Here is a 17,433-nt window from a genome sequence, read left to right on the forward strand (position 1 = left end):
TCCATGTCACACGCCTTCCCCACGCCCTTGCGCGCCGCAGCGGCCGCCACCGCCCTCCTCGCCGCCTGCGCCGCCTGGCCCACGGGAGCCCTGGCCCAGAAGCCCCAGGCCAATGGCCGCGCCGCCGCCGTCATGCCCGTGCGCGGCAGCGTTCCCTACGCCACGCGCGACGACGCCATGCAGTTTGCCGACGAGGTCGCCAAGCGCCGCAACCTCGACCGCGAATGGGTGCGCGCCACCATCGGCGCCGCGCGCTTCCTGCCCAACGTGCCGCGCCTGATGCTGCCGGGCCCCGTCGGCACCGTGAAGAACTGGCAGACCTACCGCAGCCGCTTCATCGATCCGGTGCGCATCGCGGCCGGCGTGCGCTTCTGGCGCGCCAACGCCGACACGCTCGCGCGCGCCGAAGCCACCTACGGCGTGCCGCCGGAAATCATCGTCGGCATCGTCGGCGTGGAAACCATCTACGGCCGCAACATGGGCAACTTCCGCGTGATCGATGCGCTGGCCACGCTGTCCTTCGACTTCCCGCAGGGCCACCCGCGCGCCGCCGAGCGCATCGCCTTCTTCCGCGGCGAGCTCGAGAGTTTCCTGAGCACCGAAAGCCGCACCGCCGACGACCCACTCACGCCCGTGGGCAGTTACGCCGGCGCCATGGGCATGCCGCAGTTCATGCCCAGCAGCATCGCCAAGTACGCGGTCGACTTCGACGGCGACGGCCGCATCGACCTCGTGAACAACCCGGTCGACGTGATCGGCTCGGTCGCGAGCTACTTCAAGGGCTTCGGCTGGACGCCGGGCATGCCGTCGATCTACCCCGTGCACTTCGAGGAAGCGCGCCTGAAGAAGGCGCTGCTGCTCGCGCCCGACATCCTGCCGACCTTCAGCGCCGACAGCTTCGTCGCCGCGGGCGCCGTGCCCGAAGGCGAAGGCCTGAAGCACAAGGGCCTGCTCGCGCTCATCGAGCTGCAGAACGGCCTCGACGCACCGCCGACCTACGTCGCGGGCACGCGCAACTTCTACGTGATCACGCGCTACAACTGGAGCAGCTACTACGCGATGTCGGTGCTCGACCTCGGGCAGGAAGTCAAGGCCGCGATGGCGCAGTGACTGCCATGACACCGCAGGCGCTGCACGCGAACTGGACCGCAGCCTGGCGCGCGCTCGGGGTGGCCGCGCCCGACGACGCGCTGTGGCTCGAACTGCAGCGCCGCTACAGCGAGCCGCAGCGCCACTACCACACGATGCAGCACCTCGGCGAATGCCTCGCGTGGTTCGACCAGGAACAGGCGCTGGCCGAACACCCCGGCGAAGTGGCGCTGGCGCTGTGGTTCCACGATGCGATCTACGACGTGCAAGCGCGCGACAACGAGGCACGCAGCGCCGACTGGGCACGGCAAGCCCTGCAAGCCGCAGGTGTGGATGCAGTGGCGGCCGATCGCGTCCACGCGCTCGTCATGGCGACGCGCCACGATGCGGTTCCAGAAGGGCGCGACGCAGAGCTGCTCATCGACATCGACCTGTCGATCCTCGGCGCCGGGCGTGCGCGCTTCGACGAGTACGAGCGCCAGGTGCACGCGGAATATGGCTTCGTTCCGGAGGAGATCCGCCTGCCGCGTCGGCGCGCGATCCTCCAGCGCTTCCTCGACCGCCCCGCGATCTACGCCACGCCGCGCCTGCATGCGCTGCTCGAAACACGAGCGCGCGAGAACCTTCAGCGGTCGATCGCAGCGGCCTGATCGGCCGGCACCAGGCGCCACCACTCGGAGCGCGGCGGCACGTCGCCGAATGCTTCCTCCACCACGCCGAACAGCAGGCCATCCGGCCCCGCACCGAGCTGCGACAGCGCCAGCGGACGCGCAGGATCGCGGCACAGCATGAAGCTCGCATCACCCTGCCAGTCGAGGCAGCGGCCGACCTCGGCCAGCATCAGCGCAGGCTGGCTCTGCATGAAGGTGAACGGCATCGGCAGGCCCGCGTCGAGTTGCGCCAGCCCCGCACGCGTGGCCTCCCACGCGCCGCGCTGGCTGGTCACGCGCAGGCGCGCACCGGCAGGCAACGCAGCTTCACTCGCCGCGTCGAGGCACATGCGCGCGCCGTACATCGCGAGTTCGGTCCACAGGCCGACACGACGCGGACGGCGGCCCAGGCGGGTCGCCAGCGCATCGCGCCAGTCGTCGGGCGGCGGATGCGCCACGACGTGCGCGACGGTGCGCCAGGTCGGTGTGCTCATGCGGCGCTGCAATCCGTCAGCACCAGCGACGCATGCCCGCCGCCGAAGCCCACCACGTTGAGCAGGATGTGCCGCAGCCGCGCCGGCGGCCCGTCGCTCAGCGCGATGCCGAGCGTCTCGTCGAGCGCATAGCCGACCGACGGCCAGGCACCGCCTTCGATGCAGCCGACCAGCAAGGCCAGCTCCGCCGCCCCGGCCGCGCCGAGCGTGTGGCCGATCGCCGACTTGAGCGACACCAGCGGCGGCAGCGGGTCGAACACCTGCCGCAGCGCCTCGACCTCGATCGCGTCGTTGACCAAGCTTCCCGCGGCCTGCACCTTGATGAGGTCGATGTCCGCAGGCTGCAGGCCGCTGCGCGCCAGCGTCTCGCGGCACATCGCGCGCACCGCGCTCGCTTCGGTGCCCGAGGGGTTGCGCCCATCGACCACGTTGGCGCCACCGCCCAGTACCCAGCGCGCGGGTTGCGACCCGAGCCGCAGCGCCGCCACGGCCTCGCCGAGCACCAGCCCCTGGCGCCCCGCGCCGAAGGGCCGCGCGCTGTCGGGCGCCAGCAGTTGCATCGCGCCGAAGCCGGCCACGGTGAAGCGGTTGTCGAGCTCGGCGCCGATCACCAGCGCCTCGCGGGCCTCGCCCGCGCGCACCATGTCGGCCGCCGCCAGCATCGCATTGAGCGCCGAGGTGCAGGCGGTCGAGACGGTGAAGACCGGGCCTTGCCAGTCGAGTGCAGCAGCGGCGATGTCGGCGAAATCCTGCAGGTCGCCGCTCAGCCGCGCGTCGTGCTGCGCGTGTTCCATGGCGCCGATGTCGAGCGACGACGAGGCCACGAACAGCGGACCGTCCCGGTCCAGCCCTGCGCCGGTCTGCGCGACCACGCGGCGTACCGTGTGCTGCACGCGCTGCGCCCAGTCGCCCGGCGGCACCGGCAGCGTGTACACCGGCCACTGCAGGCCGTCGGCCACAGTCACCGGCGTGGGCGGCACGCCGCCGCGTCGCAGCGCTGCGAGCGCCGACGGCAGGTCGTCGCCGAGCACACAGGCCAGGCCCATGCCGGCCAGGTACACCGGACTCCTCAGGCTCATGCCTTGCCCGCTTGCACCAGGTGTTCCGCCAGGTGCGCGATGGAGGTCAGGGCGCGGCGCGTGTCCTTGCTGTCGGGCATGCGCAGGCCGAAGTGCTGCTGGATCGCCATCGACACCTGCAGCGCGTCGAGCGAGTCGAGGTCGAGCCGCGCCTCGGGGCCGAACAGCGGCTCGTCGTCGCCGAGGCCGCCGGGCGGCGCGTCTTTCTCGACGGCCTCGAGCACGAGGGCCTTGAGGCGGGCGATGAATTCAGGAGAAGAAGCGGTGCTCGTCACGGTGCGCGCCTGCGAAACAGAAAGACAGCCACGAAAAACATGAGGGCCGCGAACGCCACCAGCCGGCCGACCTGCGGCAGCACCTCGGCCACGCCGCCGCCGCGCAGCAGCACGGTGAGCAGCGCTTCGAGCCCCCAGTTCATGGGAGAGATTTCGACCATGCGCTGCATGAAGCCCGGCATGACGAACTTCGGCACCATGATGCCGCCCGCCGCCGCCATCAGCACGTTCACCATCGGCCCGAGCGTGGCAGCCTGCGCATGGCTCTTGACGAGGCAGGCCACCGCGAGCGACAGGCTCACCGCCGCCAGGCTCACGGCCGCCAGCGACAGCAGCAAGCCGCCCCAGTGGATGCCCGACAGCGAGAGCGCATCGCCGCCGATCATCGGCATGAGCCAGATGCCCGCCGCCAGCATCAGCAACGCCTGCAGCGCGTTCACGCCGAGATACGGCAAGGCCTTCGACGCGAGCAGCATCGTGCGCGACACGCCCAGGCTCTGCAGCCGGCCGAGCGCGCCCGAGCCGCGCTCCTGCACGAACAGGCTAGAGAGAGAAGCGACCACGAAGAACATGCCGAACACCAGCCAGGCCGGCACGTTCTGCTGCACCGACGTGGGCCGCGGGCCGGCCGTGGCAAAGCGCTCGGCCTGCACCATCGCCTGGATGGACGCGTCGGGCGCGGGGCTGGCCGTGCCGGGCACTGCCAGCGCGAGCCGCGCCTTGAGCTCGCCCGAGGCACCGATGAGTTCGGCGCGCAGCGCGTTGAACAGGTTGGCGTCGATGCCGGGCTCGGCCAGCAGGCGGATGTGGGCGCGCGTGGAAAGCGCGGCCGATTCCAGCTCTTCCGACAGGCCGGGCTCCAGCACGATCACGTACTTGAGCGTGCCGCTGCGCAGCCGCGCCTGCCAGTCGGCGCCCAGCGGCTGCGGCGCGCCGTGGCTGCGCTGCCAGATCTGCAGCAACCACTTGGCGGGCGTGCCGCTGTCGCGCGCATCGACCGCGTAGCTCAGCTCGGCCAGCGGCGGGCGGTAGATGTCTTTCAGCGTGAGCGACATCAGCACGATGAACACCATCGGCATCACGAACAGCACGGCCAGCCCGTGCATGTCGCGCACGAGGGCCAGCAGTTCTTTCTTGATGAGCGCGAAGAGCATGGCGTTCGATCAGTCGCGCAGCGAACGGTGCGTGAGCGCCATGAAGAGCTGCTCGAGGTCGTGCCGGCCGAACTCGGCCTGGCGCACCTCGATGCCCGCGGCTTCGAGCGCGACCAGCACGGGGCCCGGGCCGGTGTCGGGATTCAGATGGATGCGCCAGTGCGCCGCCCCCTGCTCCACCGTGCCGAAGCGCGACAGCATCTGCGCGTCGAGCCCGTCGGCGGCCAGGGTCAGCAGCATCGCGCTTTGCGACAGCAGCGCGTCGAGCGGGCCTTCGCGCAGCACGCGGCCCTGGTCGAGGATGGCCACGCGGTCGGCGATGGCCTCGATCTCTTCCATGTAGTGCGAGGCGTAGATCACGGCCGCACCGGCCTGCGCCAGGCTCTTGATCGCATCGAGGATGAAGGCGCGCGACTGCGGATCGACGCCCACGGTCGGCTCGTCGAACAGCATCAGCTCGGGCTCGGGCAGCAAGGCGATCGCGAGGTTGAGCCGGCGCTTCAGGCCGCCCGAGAGCCGCTCGGCGCGCACGCCCGAGAACTGCTCCAGCTGCGCGAACTGCGTGCAGGTGTCGATGCGCGCCTTCTTGCGCGCACCCGAAAGCTGGCCGGCCGCGGCGAAGCAGGCCAGGTTCTCGGCCACGGTGAGCATCGGGTAGAAGGCCTGGTCCTGCGGCGCGACGGCAATGCGCGTGGGCGCCTTGGCGCGCACCTGCTGCAACGGCTGGCCGTCGATGCGGATGTCACCCGACTGCACCGCGAGCGCGCCCGACAGGTGCGAGATCAGCGTCGTCTTGCCGGCGCCGTTCGGGCCCAGCAGGCCCAGCACGCAACCGCGCGGCACGGCGAGCGACACGTCGGCCAGCGCGGCCTTGTCAGCGTGCGGGTAGCGGTAGCCGAGCTGACGAAGCTCCAGCATCAGGCGACGGCGGCCTTGAGGTCGCGGAAGAAAGTTTCCTCTTGCTGCGCCTGCTCGCGCAGCTTGCCCGCGAGCGCAACCGGATCGACGGGCTCGCGCCCCTTCACCATGCGTGCCGCCTTGAGCGCGAACGCGCGCCAGCCGTCGCCGATGGCGATCAGGCGTTCGGACATCTGCGTGAGCTGCGGCTTGTCGAGCAACTGCGCCGCCTCCTGCAGGAAGCCCGCGTAGATGAAGCGGAAGCCCGCGCCGCCCGTGCCGATTTCTTCCTGCATGCGCACCAGGTGACCGATGAAGTCGACGCTGCGCGGATCGCTCGGCGACAGCTTCTGCATGCGCTTGGCCAGCGTGCGCATGCCGCGCACGCCGACGATGGGCACGGGCGCGAGCATGTTGCGCACGGTCTTGCGGATCGCCTTGATGACCGAGGCGGCGTCGACCGCTTTGCGCTCGATGGCCTGCGGGTAGTACATGAGCCCCTTGGGCGCCAGCACGCCCTTGGCGAAGCGCGCGCGCGACAGGTCTTCGCTGGCGCAGCGCACGGGTTCCTCGAACACGGGGTCGCTGATCAGGTAGTCGTCGCCGTCCTTGCCGTAGACCAGCAGGTTGTGCGCGTTGAAGTGAAAGCGCATGTTCGGCGGAAAGTACGGCAGCCAGTAGACCGAGGTCTGCAGGCCCACGAGCTGGCCGTCGGCCAGCAGCGCGTCGAGCCGCTGCTGCCCGGCTTGCGGGCTGCGGAAGGTCTCGAAGCGAAAGCGCGCGGCCATCGGCGCCAGCAGGCCCTTGATGATGGCCTTGGGCGGCATGCGGTACGAGATGAGCGGCAGGCCCGACAGCTTGATGAACGGCAGGTAGGCGAACGACAGCGCCGACGACAACCCCAGCGCCATCGCCTCGCTCATCGGCGCGCCGTGGTGGCGCATGAGGCTGGAGATGACGCCGCTTTCGCAGTGCGCCGCCTGTTGGTGTTGGAAGTTCACGGCAGGCCTTGCAGGGTGGAAACGGGCAGCCCCAGCGCCTGGCCGTAGCGGGCGAGCTGGGCCGGCGACAGCGCGGCGAAATGGCGCGGCTGCAGGTGGCGGCGCACGCGCCATTGCCAGAAGCCGCTGGTCTGCGAGAGCAGCGCCACGTCCATGCGACGCTCGTACATCCAGTATTCGAGCGGCGAAGCCAGCCCGGCTTTCACGCGCACCTTGGCCTCCTGCGCCTGCTCGACCAGCACGTCGACCGCATGGCTGGTGACGATCTCTTCCGCCTCCCAGCCCTTCGACGTGGTGGTGACGACGCGGCCTTGCGCGTCGCGGGCGTACATCAGCTTGGAATGGCCGGCGAGGGTCGCGTTGCCCTCTTGGGGCACGGCATCGAGGTCCATGTCAGGCCTCCCGCCGGGCCGCCCCAAGGGAGGCCTGCGCCCCCTCAGGGGGCAGCGATACGCGAAGCGATGAGCGTGGGGGCAAGGTCATACAGCCTCCAGGTAGATGAAGCCGCTGGAGAAGCGACCGCTTTCGGGCACGAACATCAAGAGCTTCTGGCCGGGCTTGATGCGACCGGAACGGAACAGCTCGTCCAGCATGATGTACGGCGAGGCCGAGCCGGTGTTGCCCTTGGTCGCGAGGTTGCTGAACCAGCGCTCGCGCGGAATCGGCAGGCCCAGCGAGGCCAGGCTGGCCGCCACGGGCTCGACGAAATAGTGCGACGACAGGTGCGGCAAGAACCAGTCGATGTCGTCGGTCTTCAGCCCACGGCGCTCGATGATGGCCGCGAACGGCTCGGTCAGCGTGGCGCGCACGATGTTGTCGTTGAGCAGGCGCACGTCCTGCTTGACCGCAAAGGTCGAGTCGCGCTGCCAGTCGGCGGGCGAGGTGCGGGCCCAGCCGTCGAGGCCGCCCTGCGCGTTCTTGTCGGCGCCCGCATACATGCACACCGGCAGCTCGTGCGCCGCCGACGACAGCTCGATCCACTCGACGCGCAGCGACAGCGGCCCGCGCGGTTCGCGCTCCAGCAGCACCGCGCCGGCGCCGTCGGACAGCATCCAGCGCAAGAAGTCTTTCTCGAAGGCGATCTCGGGGCGCGCTTCGAGCGCTTCGATCTTGTGCTCGAGCTCAGCCTCGAAGTTGATGCCGCGCATCACGGCCGAGGCCAGCTCGGAGCCCGTGGCGACCGCGCGGCGCGCATCGCCTGCACGCACCGAGAGCCACGCATGCTTGAGCGCCGCCGCGCCGGCCAGGCAGATGCCGGCGCAGGCCACCACCTCGAGCCGGGGCCAGCCCAGTTCGCCGTGCACCATCACCGCATGGTTGGGCATGAGCTGGTCGGGCAGCGAGGTGCCGGTGGCCAGGCAGTCGACCGGGCCGATGTCGTCGCCCAGCGCGCGGATGGCCGCGGCGGTGAGCTGTGCATTGGTCATGGCCAGCTGGCCGGTGGCGCGGTCGATGGCGTAGTGACGCGACTGGATGCCGTTGCTGCGCAGGATGAGGCGTCGCGCACGCGACACCTTGCCACCGATGCGACCCAGCACTTCTTCGATGTCTTCGTTGCTGACCGGAGAAAAAGGCAGGAAGGCAGCGGTGCGGGTCAGGAAAACATCAGTCGTCATAAAGAGGGAGCCGGTCCGTGGCAGAGCCCGACGGGCGCTCGAATTGAGCGGTCATTTTAGTCAGCCACCCTCGGAACAAAGGCCGCAGCAGCGCCTGCAGGGTCAGGCTCACCGGCACGACGGTCACGATCAGCGCCAGCAGAAACAACACGTACAGCAGCAGCAGCGGTTTGCGCACCGCCGCGCCCGGCCCGCCGGCCGCCATGATCAGCTTGCCCCAGAGGTAGAAGCTGCGCGTGCCGGCCTTCTCGCTGACCAGCAGCCGTGCGTCGGCGCGCACCGCGCCCAGCCCGGCCAGCAAGGGGGCATCGCCCTGCTCTTTACCTGCGTGCAGCGCGTCGCGCAGGGCGCGGCCGAAGCGGCTGCAGCGGCGAATCTGCTCGTCGCTCAGGCCCGCATCGGGCATGCCCCAGAAGCCGCGCTTGCGGCCCCAGATGAGCCAGGCCGGCGTGGTGAAAAAAGTGGCCAGCGTGGGGCCGGGGTCGGTCAGCACCACGTTGTCGATCAGGCGCGCGCCGGTGGCGGCAAGCAGGCCCTTGAGCTTTTCGTGGGCCAGCAGCCACATGTTGCGGCAGGCGATGACCGTGACCACGGGTTTTCCCTTGAGCAGCCGCGCCGCCACGGGATGCTGCAAAAAGGCCGCAACCGGCTGCGCAGGCGCCAGGAACCAGACCTGGTACGGCAGGATGACGAGGTCGAAGTCTTCGTCGCCCGTGAGCGCGAGCGGCGCCAGCGGGCCCGGCTTCATGTGGGCCGACTCCGGGAACGCGTCGAAAAAAGTCAGGAACGGCCAGGGCCAGGGAAAGCGCTGCAGCGGCTGCAGCGTTTCCACATGCAGGTCGATGTCCGGGTCGGCGCGCAGCGGCGCGGCGATCTGCCCGGCCACGCGGTCGAGCTGCCCGGTCTGCGAGTACTGGATCAGCAGGACGCGTTTGGCACGCGCGCTCGGGGTGGCAGGAGGGCTGGCGGAGGGGCTGGAAGAACTTGGATTCACAGGCGGGGCGTGGCGGGGGCCGTCGAATGTAAGCGAAGCTTTTCAAAGGTGCATCTGCCATTGGTCATGGCGTCGCATGAATCCGACGAACCATTCGGGCAGAACGAGAAAAAGGGCCGCACCTTGCGGCACGGCCCTTGTTTGCATTTGTGATGCCCGGTGTGCGCTCAGCGCACCTTGCCGTCCTTCCAGGCGCTCAGCAGCTTGTTGTAGTCGATGGTTTCGCCCTTGGGCTTCTCGTTGGCCAGCTTCTTCCACGGGGCGTTCTTGTCGCTGAGCCACTTGTTCGGATCGCCCTTCGCGTTGAGCTTGGGCGCGCAATGGGCCATGCCGGCGCGTTGCAGGCGGCCCATCACGTTGTCCATCTCGTCGGCCAGGTTGTCCATGGCCTTCTGCGGCGTCTTCTCGCCCGTGACGGCTTCGGCCACGTTCTTCCACCACAGCTGCGCCAGCTTCGGGTAGTCGGGCACGTTGGTGCCGGTGGGCGTCCATGCCACGCGGGCCGGGCTGCGGTAGAACTCGACCAGGCCACCGAGCTTGGGCGCCATGTCGGTCATGGCCTTGCTCTGGATGTCCGATTCGCGGATCGGGGTCAGGCCCACGATGGTCTTCTTGAGCGAGACGCTCTTGGAGGTCACGAACTGGGCGTAGAGCCAGGCAGCGGCGGTCTTGTTGGCGTCATGGCCGTTGAAGAACGACCACGAACCCACGTCCTGGTAGCCGTTCTGCATGCCCTGCTTCCAGTACGGGCCGTTCGGGCCGGGCGCCATGCGCCACTTGGGCGTGCCGTCCTCGTTCACCACGGGCAGGCCCTTCTTGGTCATGTCGGCGGTGAAGGCCGTGTACCAGAAGATCTGCTGGGCGATCTGGCCCTGCGCGGGCACCGGACCGGCTTCGCCGAAGGTCATGCCCATGGCTTCCTTGGGCGCGTACTTCTTCATCCAGTCGATGTACTTGGTGAGCGCGTACACGGCGGCCGGCGAGTTGGTCGCACCGCCGCGCGACACGGCCGCGCCCACGGGCGTGCACTTGTCGTCGGCCACGCGGATGCCCCACTCGTCGATCGGCATGCCGTTCGGGGTGCCGATGTCGGCAGTGCCGGCCATCGAGAGCCACGCGTCGGTGAAGCGCCAGCCCAGCGACGGGTCTTTCTTGCCGTAGTCCATGTGGCCGTAGATCGGCTTGCCGTCGATGGTCTTCACGTCGACGCTGAAGAACTCGGCGATGTCTTCGTAGGCGCTCCAGTTCAGCGGCACGCCCAGGTCGTAGCCGTACTTGGCCTTGAACTTGTCCTGCAGGTCCTTGCGCGCGAACAGGTCGGCGCGGAACCAGTACAGGTTGGCGAACTGCTGGTCGGGCAGCTGGTACAGCTTGCCGTCGGGCGCGGTGGTGAACTTGGTGCCGATGAAATCCTTGATGTCGAGCCCGGGGTTGGTGTACTCCTTGCCCGCACCGGCCATGTAGTCGGTGAGGTTCATCATCTTTCCGTAGCGGTAGTGCGTACCGATGAGGTCGGAGTCGGAAATCCAACCGTCGTAGATCGACTTGCCCGACTGCATCGAGGTCTGCAGCTTCTCGACCACGTCGCCTTCCTGGATCAGGTCGTGCTTCACCTTGATGCCGGTGATTTCCTCGAAGGCCTTGGCCAGCGTCTTCGATTCGTATTCATGCGTGGTGATGGTCTCCGACACCACCGAGATTTCCTTGACGCCCTTGGCCTGCAGCTTCTTGGCCGCGTCGATGAACCACTTCATCTCGGCCGCCTGCTGGTCCTTGCTCAGGGTCGACGGCTGGAACTCGCTGTCGATCCATTTCTTGGCCTCGGGCTCTGCGGCCCATGCGCCGTGCGCAGCGACCATCGCCGCCGCCATTGCCAATGCCGTGTAGCGCATCTTCATGAATATGTCTCCTCGGTTGTGCTTCCCCGGTTTTTTCATCGCGGCTCCGGGGAGGCGGAGAGCCGGACGTGTGGGTGGAATCGGTGAACCTAGCCTTTGCGCATGACCAGGGCAAGAACGAGCATCGACAGCACGAAGCCGATCCAGATCGAGGGCTCGGCCTCCAGGCTCAGCCACTCCTGCGCCTTGCCGGCCAGGCCGACGAAGATCAGGTTCACATACGCGGCGGACAGCAGGCCGATGAAGAGCCGGTCGCCGCGCGTGGTGGCAATGGGCAGCCATCCGCGCCGCATGACGGTGGGCGACTTGATCTCCCACACGGTCATGCCGACCAGCATGAGCGCGATGCAGGTGAAGAAAACGGCCACGGGGGTGGTCCAGACCATCCAGTCGAACATTCTTTATCTCCTTGTCTTCTCTTGCGCCTTCCCCCTCTGGGGGAAGGTTGGGATGGGGGCATCGGCGTCCAATGGATACGCCGCTTGCCCCACCCCTGCCCTCCCCAGAGGGGAGGGAGAAAAACCGAACGTCACACGCGTCCCATCGCGAAACCCTTCGCGATGTAGTGGCGGACAAACCAGATCACGATCGCGCCCGGCACGATGGTGAGCACACCGGCCGCAGCCAGCGTCGCCCAGTCCATGCCCGACGCACTCACGGTACGCGTCATCGTCGCCACGATGGGCTTGGCATTCACGCTCGTGAGCGTGCGCGCCAGCAGCAGCTCGACCCAGCTGAACATGAAGCAGAAGAACGCCGCCACGCCCACGCCTGCCTTGATGAGCGGCAGGAAGATGGTGAGGAAGAAGCGCGGAAACGAGTAGCCGTCGATGTACGCCGTCTCGTCGATCTCGCGCGGAATGCCGCTCATGAAGCCTTCGAGAATCCACACCGCGAGCGGCACGTTGAACAGCAAGTGTGCGAGCGCCACGCCCAGGTGCGTGTCCATGAGGCCCACCGTGCTGTACAGCTGGAAGAACGGCAGCAAAAACACCGCGGGCGGCGTCATGCGGTTGGTCAACAGCCAGAAGAACACGTGCTTGTCGCCCAGGAACGAATAGCGCGAGAACGCATACGCCGCCGGCAGCGCCACAGTGAGCGAGATCACCGTGTTGATCGCCACGTAGATCAGGCTGTTGATGTAGCCCGAGTACCACGACTCATCGGTGAAGATGCGCGCGTAATTGGCCCAGGTGAGCTGCTGCGGAAAGAACGAGAAGCTCGACACGATCTCCTCGTTCGTCTTGAAGCTCATGTTGATCATCCAGTAGATGGGCAACAGCGCGAACAGGATGTACAGCACCAGGAAGACGCTGCGCTTGTGGAAGCGTTTTTCGTTCATTGCTCTTTCTCCACTTCCTGTGTACCGACCCGTTGCATCCAGTTGTAGAGCACGAAGCAGAACAACAGAATGATCAGGAAATAGATCAGCGAGAACGCCGCAGCCGGCCCGAGGTCGAACTGCCCCACGGCCTTCTGCGTGAGGTACTGGCTCAGGAAGGTGGTCGCGTTGCCCGGCCCGCCGCCCGTCAGCACGAAGGGCTCGGTGTAGATCATGAAGCTGTCCATGAAGCGCAGCAGCACGGCAATCATCAGCACGCCGCGCATCTTGGGCAGCTGGATGTAGCGGAACACCGCGAACTTGCTGGCGCCGTCGATGCGCGCGGCCTGGTAGTAGGCGTCGGGAATCGAACGCAGGCCCGCATAGCAGAGCAAGGCCACGAGCGGCGTCCAGTGCCACACGTCCATCACCAGCACCGTGAGCCACGCGTCGGTCGCGCTGCCGGTGTAGTTGTATTCGATGCCCATCACCTGCAGCGCATGGCCCAGCAGGCCAATGTCGGCGCGTCCGTAGATCTGCCAGATGGTGCCCACCACGTTCCACGGAATGAGCAGCGACAGCGCCACCACCACCAGCACCGCCGACGACTTCCAGCCCGTGGCCGGCATCGACAGCGCGAGCGCGATGCCCAGCGGAATTTCCACCAGCAGCACCGAGAGCGAGAAGCCCAGCTGGCGCCACAGCGCCTGGTGCAGCTCGTCGTCGCGCATCACGGCGGCAAACCATTCGGTGCCGACGAACACGCGCCGGTCGGGCGAGATGATGTCCTGCACGGAGTAGTTGACGACCGTCATCAGCGGCACGATGGCCGAGAAGGCGACGCAGATGAGCACCGGCAGCACGAGCCACCAGGCCTTTTGATTGATGGGTTTATTGGTGGCGTTCATGGTGTTGCTCCTTCCCCTTCCGGGGGAAGGTTGGGATGGGGGCAGGCAGAGCGCCCGATAGGAACGCCGCGTGCCCCCACCCCGGCCCTCCCCCGGGAGGGGAGGGAGAAAGACAAAGGCATCGGGCTGGTTGCGATCGACGGGTTCATGCCACCAGCTCCTCATCCTTGTAGTAGCACGTGTGCGTATCAAGCACCCGCAGCCACACCGTGTCGCCCACCGCCGGCGGCTGTTCGTCCGAGTGCATGCGCACCTTGACCACGCCGCCGTCGACCTCCGCGCTCAGCATCGCGTGCGTGCCGACGTCCTGCACCTGCTTCACCACCGCCGGCACGGCGCCGGCCGCACCGGCATTCGACAGGCGCAGGTACTCGGGCCGGATGCCGATCTTGAGTGCGCCGGGCGGCAGTTCACGCATCGGCACCAGCGGCGTGCCCGCCACTTCGAGCGCACCGTTGGCGCTGTGGGCCGACAAAAAGTTCATGCCCGGCGAACCGATGAAATGCCCGACGAAAGTGTGGGCCGGCCGCTCGAACAGGGCCTCGGCGCTGCCCACCTGCACGGCCTTGCCGCGCGTCATGACCACCACCTCTTCGGCGAAGGTGAGCGCCTCGACCTGGTCGTGCGTCACGTAGATCAGCGTGAGCTTCAGCTCGCGGTGGATCTGCTTGAGCTTGCGGCGCAGCTGCCACTTCAGGTGCGGGTCGATCACGGTGAGCGGCTCGTCGAACAGCACCGCCGACACGTCGCTGCGCACCAGGCCGCGGCCCAGCGAGATCTTCTGCTTGGCGTCGGCCGCGAGGCCCGCGGCCCGCTGGTTGAGCTGGCCGCTCATGTCGAGCATTTCGGCGATTTCGCCGACGCGCTTCTTGATCTGGTCTTCGGGCACCTTGCGGTTGCGCAGCGGGAACGCCAGGTTCTCGGCCACGGTCATGGTGTCGTAGATCACCGGAAACTGGAACACCTGCGCGATGTTGCGTTCCTGCGGCGTGGCGCGCGTCATGTCGCGGCCGTCGAAGCTCACGCTGCCTTGCGAGGGAACGAGCAAGCCCGAGATGATGTTGAGCATGGTCGTCTTGCCGCAGCCCGAGGGGCCGAGCAGGGCATACGCGCCGCCGTCGCGGAAGCTCATCTTGAGCGGGAGCAGCGCGTAGTCGCTGTCCTGCGTGGGGTTGGCGCGGTAGGCGTGGGCCAGGTCGAGATCGATGCGTGCCATCTCAAGCTCCTTTGCGCCATGCCGGCGCGCGCGCCAGCTTTTCGCTGGCATCGAACACATAGGCCTGCGACGCGCTGAAGTACAGCGTGATCGCGGCGCCCAGCTCGAATCGGTGCACGCCGGTGAGCTGCGCCACCAGTTCGCCCACCGCCGTGTCGACGTGCACGAAGGTGTCGGAGCCCGAGATTTCGGCCAGCTCCACCTTGCCGGACAAGGCGATGTCGCCCTCCCCCGCACCCACGTTCAGGGCACTTGCGCGCAGGCCGACGGTGACCGCGCCCGACACGCCTTCGGGCAGGGCCAGCGTCAGCGCGGGACCGCCCGCAAGCTGCACGCGGCCGGCCGTGGCCGTGCCCGCCAGCAGGTTCATCGGCGGATCGCTGAAGGCGCGTGCCACGCGCAGCGACTGCGGCGCATGGAAGACCTCGGCGGTCGGGCCGTACTGCAGCAGTTCGCCGGCGTCCATCACGGCCGTGTAGCCGCCGAGCAGAAGCGCTTCGCCGGGCTCGGTGGTGGCGTAGATGACGGTCGAGTCGCCGGTGGCAAAGAGCTGCGTGAGTTCTTCGCGCAGGCCTTCGCGCAGCTTGTAGTCGAGGTTGACCAGCGGCTCGTCGAGCAGCATGAGCGGTGCATTCTTGGCGAGCGCGCGCGCCAGCGCCACGCGCTGCTGCTGGCCGCCCGACAGCTCGGCCGGCAGGCGGTCCAGGAACATGCCGATGTGCAGCTTGTCGGCCAGCGCCTTCACGCGCGCATCGATGTTCGATTCGCCGCGCAGCTTGAGCGGCGAGGCGATGTTGTCGAACACCTTGAGCGAGGGGTAGTTGATGAACTGCTGGTAGACCATCGCGACATTGCGCTCGCGCACCGGCGTGCCGGTGACGTCCTTGCCGTCGACCAGCACACGCCCGGTGCTCGGCGTGTCGAGCCCGGCCATGAGGCGCATCAGGCTGGTCTTGCCGGCCTGCGTGGCGCCGAGCAGCACCGTCACCGCGCCGCTTTTGGGCGCGATGCTCTGCTCGTAGAGCCAGGTGTGCGCGCCGACCTTCTTGGTGACGCGCTCCAGAGTCAGCTGCATCAGCTCACCTCCACTTCCACGGTGTCGTTGTTGTTCGTTGCGTTGGCCTGCAGCCAGATCGCCACCTGCTCGCGCTCGGCGGGCGTGTAGTGCAGGCCGAGCTTGGTGCGACGCCAGAGGACGTCGTCCGAGCTCACGGCCCATTCGCGCGCCTGCAAAAAGCGCAGCTCGCGCTCGTACAGGCCGGGCGCGACCTCGGCGCCCATGTCAGCCAGCGCCTGCGACTCGCCGACCAGTTCGGCCAGGCGCGCGCCATAACCGCGCGCCAGCCGCAGCGCGACCTTGGCATCGAGCCAGGGGTACTTCGCCTGCACGGCCGTCACGAAGCGGCCGAAGTCGTCGTCGGGGCGCTTGGGCGCGCCGATCCAGGCCGACAGGTCACCGCCGGCCAGGAAGGCGCCGTCGGTCCAGGCCGGGCGCTGCGCAACCGACTGGCCGAGCATCTTGCCGACCTCGTCGGCCGCGTCTTCGGCCAGCTTGCGGAAGGTGGTGATCTTGCCGCCCCACACCGACAGCAGCGGCGCGGCGGTGGTGTTCGACTCGAGCAGGTAGTCGCGCGTGACGGCGGAGGGGTCACCCGAGGCGTCGTCCAGCAGCGGGCGCACGCCCGAGTAGGTCCAGACCACGTCGGCCGGCACGATGGCCTTGTCGAAGTAGCGACTGGCCTGCGTGCAGAGGTAGTCGATTTCTTCCTGCGCGATGCGCGCGGCGCCGGGATCGTCGCCGCTGATCTCGATGTCGGTGGTGCCGATCAGCGTGAACGCGCCCTGGTAAGGGATGGCGAAGATGATCCGCTTGTCGGGGTTCTGGAAGATATAGGCGTGGTCGTGGTCGAACAGGCGCGGCACGATGATGTGGCTGCCCTTCACGAGCCGCAGGCTCTTGGTGGCCAGCGCCTCGCCGCGCGCCGACTGGGCCACGCCGCGCAAAAAGGATTCGGCCCACGGGCCGGCCGCGTTCACCACGGCGCGCGCACGCACGGTGCGGTGCGCGCCGTCGGGGCCTTCGAGCGTGGCGACCCAGCCGTCGGCGCCGCGCTGCGCATGGATGCAGCGCGTGCGCGTGAGCACCTCGGCGCCCTTCGAGCGCGCATCGATGGCGTTGAGCACCACCAGCCGCGCATCGTCGACCCAGCCGTCGGAATACACGAAGCCGCGCTTGTACTGCGCCTTGAGCGGTGCGCCGGCCGCGTGCTGGCGCAGGTCGATGCCGCGCGACGGCGGCAGCACCTCGCGCTTGGCCAGATGGTCGTACATGAACAGGCCGATGCGGATCATCCAGGCCGGGCGCATCGAGGGGTCGTGCGGCATCACGAAGCGCAGCGGCCACATGATGTGCGGCGCGCTCTTGAGCAGCACCTCGCGCTCCTGCAGCGCCTTGCGCACCAGCGAGAACTCGTAGTACTCCAGGTAGCGCAGCCCGCCGTGGATCAGCTTGGTCGAAGAAGACGAGGTGTGCGAGGCCAGGTCGTCCTTCTCGCACAAGACCACGCGCCAGCCCCGGCCGGCCAGGTCGCGCGCAATGCCGCAGCCGTTGATGCCGCCGCCGACGATCAGCACATCGCATTCGGTGGCCGGCGCGGCCGCTGGAGAGGAGAAATCGGTCACAGGCTGGAGGTCCGTAGGTTCGTGACTTTTGTCAGCAAAGGCCGAGATTGTATTTTCGAGTTTTTTCATTTGGATTCCTTTTGGCGCGATTTTCCTCCGAGTTTTCCCTTACCCGTATTCGTTTTCTTTCGTTTTAAAGTGACGCGGCCTGTACCCTCG

At 67.9% G+C, this 17,433-nt stretch carries 18 protein-coding genes; 2 read left to right on the forward strand and 16 right to left on the reverse strand.

From position 1 onward, the window contains the following. The first annotated feature begins 3 nt into the window (after nt 1-3). Nucleotides 4-1,110 carry a lytic murein transglycosylase B gene (gene mltB, locus GFK26_RS28575; protein WP_153284941.1) on the forward strand — a complete coding sequence of 369 codons (1,107 nt, stop codon included), beginning with the start codon at nt 4-6 and terminating at the stop codon, nt 1,108-1,110. Nucleotides 1,111-1,115: 5 nt separating this feature from the next. Beyond that, nucleotides 1,116-1,739, forward strand: coding sequence for an N-methyl-D-aspartate receptor NMDAR2C subunit (locus GFK26_RS28580; RefSeq protein WP_153286141.1), 624 nt, complete (start codon nt 1,116-1,118; stop codon nt 1,737-1,739). On the opposite strand, the gene GFK26_RS28585 is transcribed toward GFK26_RS28580, so the two are convergent. The 16 genes from GFK26_RS28585 to glpD form a co-directional block, all read right to left on the reverse strand. Beyond that, nucleotides 1,715-2,233, reverse strand: a complete 519-nt coding sequence (locus GFK26_RS28585; protein ID WP_153284942.1) for a hypothetical protein — start codon at nt 2,231-2,233, stop codon at nt 1,715-1,717. The two genes, GFK26_RS28580 and GFK26_RS28585, sit on opposite strands and share 25 nt — an antisense overlap. Then, a complete protein-coding gene (locus GFK26_RS28590) occupies nt 2,230-3,312 on the reverse strand; it encodes a beta-ketoacyl synthase N-terminal-like domain-containing protein (protein ID WP_153284943.1) in 1,083 nt (360 codons plus the stop codon). The genes GFK26_RS28585 and GFK26_RS28590 overlap by 4 nt, the downstream gene beginning before the upstream one ends. Beyond that, entirely contained in the window at nt 3,309-3,587 is a 279-nt protein-coding gene (locus tag GFK26_RS28595) for an acyl carrier protein (RefSeq protein ID WP_153284944.1), read from the reverse strand. The genes GFK26_RS28590 and GFK26_RS28595 overlap by 4 nt, the downstream gene beginning before the upstream one ends. After that, the gene (locus GFK26_RS28600) at nt 3,584-4,741 is read right to left on the reverse strand and encodes an ABC transporter permease (protein ID WP_153284945.1); all 1,158 of its coding nucleotides are present in this window, start codon (nt 4,739-4,741) and stop codon (nt 3,584-3,586) included. Before GFK26_RS28600 ends, GFK26_RS28595 begins: the two co-directional genes overlap by 4 nt. A 9-nt stretch (nt 4,742-4,750) precedes the next feature. Next, nucleotides 4,751-5,659, reverse strand: a complete 909-nt coding sequence (locus GFK26_RS28605; protein WP_153284946.1) for an ABC transporter ATP-binding protein — start codon at nt 5,657-5,659, stop codon at nt 4,751-4,753. After that, entirely contained in the window at nt 5,659-6,639 is a 981-nt protein-coding gene (locus GFK26_RS28610) for a BtrH N-terminal domain-containing protein (RefSeq protein ID WP_153284947.1), read from the reverse strand. Before GFK26_RS28610 ends, GFK26_RS28605 begins: the two co-directional genes overlap by 1 nt. Continuing rightward, nucleotides 6,636-7,031: a hypothetical protein gene (locus tag GFK26_RS28615; RefSeq protein ID WP_153284948.1), complete on the reverse strand. Its 396-nt coding sequence runs from the start codon at nt 7,029-7,031 to the stop codon at nt 6,636-6,638. Before GFK26_RS28615 ends, GFK26_RS28610 begins: the two co-directional genes overlap by 4 nt. Before the next feature lie 87 nt (nt 7,032-7,118). Continuing rightward, nucleotides 7,119-8,255, reverse strand: coding sequence for a beta-ketoacyl-ACP synthase III (locus GFK26_RS28620; RefSeq protein ID WP_153284949.1), 1,137 nt, complete (start codon nt 8,253-8,255; stop codon nt 7,119-7,121). Next, complete coding sequence (locus GFK26_RS28625) at nt 8,245-9,249, reverse strand: dialkylrecorsinol condensing enzyme (protein ID WP_228121803.1); 1,005 nt, start codon at nt 9,247-9,249, stop codon at nt 8,245-8,247. The genes GFK26_RS28620 and GFK26_RS28625 overlap by 11 nt, the downstream gene beginning before the upstream one ends. A 167-nt stretch (nt 9,250-9,416) precedes the next feature. Then, a complete protein-coding gene (locus GFK26_RS28630) occupies nt 9,417-11,147 on the reverse strand; it encodes an ABC transporter substrate-binding protein (protein WP_153284950.1) in 1,731 nt (576 codons plus the stop codon). A gap of 89 nt (nt 11,148-11,236) precedes the next feature. Beyond that, on the reverse strand, nt 11,237-11,545 hold the full coding sequence (locus GFK26_RS28635) for a DUF2160 domain-containing protein (RefSeq protein WP_153284951.1): 309 nt from the start codon (nt 11,543-11,545) through the stop codon (nt 11,237-11,239). 131 nt (nt 11,546-11,676) lie between these two features. After that, on the reverse strand, nt 11,677-12,489 hold the full coding sequence (locus tag GFK26_RS28640; protein WP_153284952.1) for a carbohydrate ABC transporter permease: 813 nt from the start codon (nt 12,487-12,489) through the stop codon (nt 11,677-11,679). Further along, nucleotides 12,486-13,376 carry a carbohydrate ABC transporter permease gene (locus tag GFK26_RS28645; RefSeq protein WP_153284953.1) on the reverse strand — a complete coding sequence of 297 codons (891 nt, stop codon included), beginning with the start codon at nt 13,374-13,376 and terminating at the stop codon, nt 12,486-12,488. Before GFK26_RS28645 ends, GFK26_RS28640 begins: the two co-directional genes overlap by 4 nt. Before the next feature lie 145 nt (nt 13,377-13,521). Further along, nucleotides 13,522-14,592, reverse strand: coding sequence for an ABC transporter ATP-binding protein (locus GFK26_RS28650; protein ID WP_153284954.1), 1,071 nt, complete (start codon nt 14,590-14,592; stop codon nt 13,522-13,524). 1 nt (nt 14,593) lies between these two features. Next, nucleotides 14,594-15,667, reverse strand: coding sequence for an ABC transporter ATP-binding protein (locus tag GFK26_RS28655; RefSeq protein ID WP_153284955.1), 1,074 nt, complete (start codon nt 15,665-15,667; stop codon nt 14,594-14,596). Beyond that, on the reverse strand, nt 15,667-17,343 hold the full coding sequence (glpD, locus tag GFK26_RS28660) for a glycerol-3-phosphate dehydrogenase (RefSeq protein WP_153284956.1): 1,677 nt from the start codon (nt 17,341-17,343) through the stop codon (nt 15,667-15,669). Before glpD ends, GFK26_RS28655 begins: the two co-directional genes overlap by 1 nt. Nucleotides 17,344-17,433: the final 90 nt, after the last annotated feature.

Source organism: Variovorax paradoxus, from assembly GCF_009498455.1.
GTDB classification, from domain to species: Bacteria; Pseudomonadota; Gammaproteobacteria; order Burkholderiales; family Burkholderiaceae_C; genus Variovorax; species Variovorax paradoxus_H.

Bases quoted from the DNA above. Each gene is read 5' to 3' on its own strand.
- GFK26_RS28645 (WP_153284953.1), bottom strand. From the start codon at position 13,376: ATGAACGCCACCAATAAACCCATCAATCAAAAGGCCTGGTGGCTCGTG.
- GFK26_RS28585 (WP_153284942.1), bottom strand. From the start codon at position 2,233: ATGAGCACACCGACCTGGCGCACCGTCGCGCACGTCGTGGCGCATCCG.
- mltB (WP_153284941.1), top strand. From the start codon at position 4: ATGTCACACGCCTTCCCCACGCCCTTGCGCGCCGCAGCGGCCGCCACC.
- GFK26_RS28640 (WP_153284952.1), bottom strand. From the start codon at position 12,489: ATGAACGAAAAACGCTTCCACAAGCGCAGCGTCTTCCTGGTGCTGTAC.
- glpD (WP_153284956.1), bottom strand. From the start codon at position 17,343: ATGAAAAAACTCGAAAATACAATCTCGGCCTTTGCTGACAAAAGTCAC.
- GFK26_RS28620 (WP_153284949.1), bottom strand. From the start codon at position 8,255: ATGACGACTGATGTTTTCCTGACCCGCACCGCTGCCTTCCTGCCTTTT.
- GFK26_RS28650 (WP_153284954.1), bottom strand. From the start codon at position 14,592: ATGGCACGCATCGATCTCGACCTGGCCCACGCCTACCGCGCCAACCCC.
- GFK26_RS28615 (WP_153284948.1), bottom strand. From the start codon at position 7,031: ATGGACCTCGATGCCGTGCCCCAAGAGGGCAACGCGACCCTCGCCGGC.
- GFK26_RS28600 (WP_153284945.1), bottom strand. From the start codon at position 4,741: ATGCTCTTCGCGCTCATCAAGAAAGAACTGCTGGCCCTCGTGCGCGAC.
- GFK26_RS28580 (WP_153286141.1), top strand. From the start codon at position 1,116: ATGACACCGCAGGCGCTGCACGCGAACTGGACCGCAGCCTGGCGCGCG.
- GFK26_RS28605 (WP_153284946.1), bottom strand. From the start codon at position 5,659: ATGCTGGAGCTTCGTCAGCTCGGCTACCGCTACCCGCACGCTGACAAG.
- GFK26_RS28590 (WP_153284943.1), bottom strand. From the start codon at position 3,312: ATGAGCCTGAGGAGTCCGGTGTACCTGGCCGGCATGGGCCTGGCCTGT.
- GFK26_RS28635 (WP_153284951.1), bottom strand. From the start codon at position 11,545: ATGTTCGACTGGATGGTCTGGACCACCCCCGTGGCCGTTTTCTTCACC.
- GFK26_RS28655 (WP_153284955.1), bottom strand. From the start codon at position 15,667: ATGCAGCTGACTCTGGAGCGCGTCACCAAGAAGGTCGGCGCGCACACC.
- GFK26_RS28630 (WP_153284950.1), bottom strand. From the start codon at position 11,147: ATGAAGATGCGCTACACGGCATTGGCAATGGCGGCGGCGATGGTCGCT.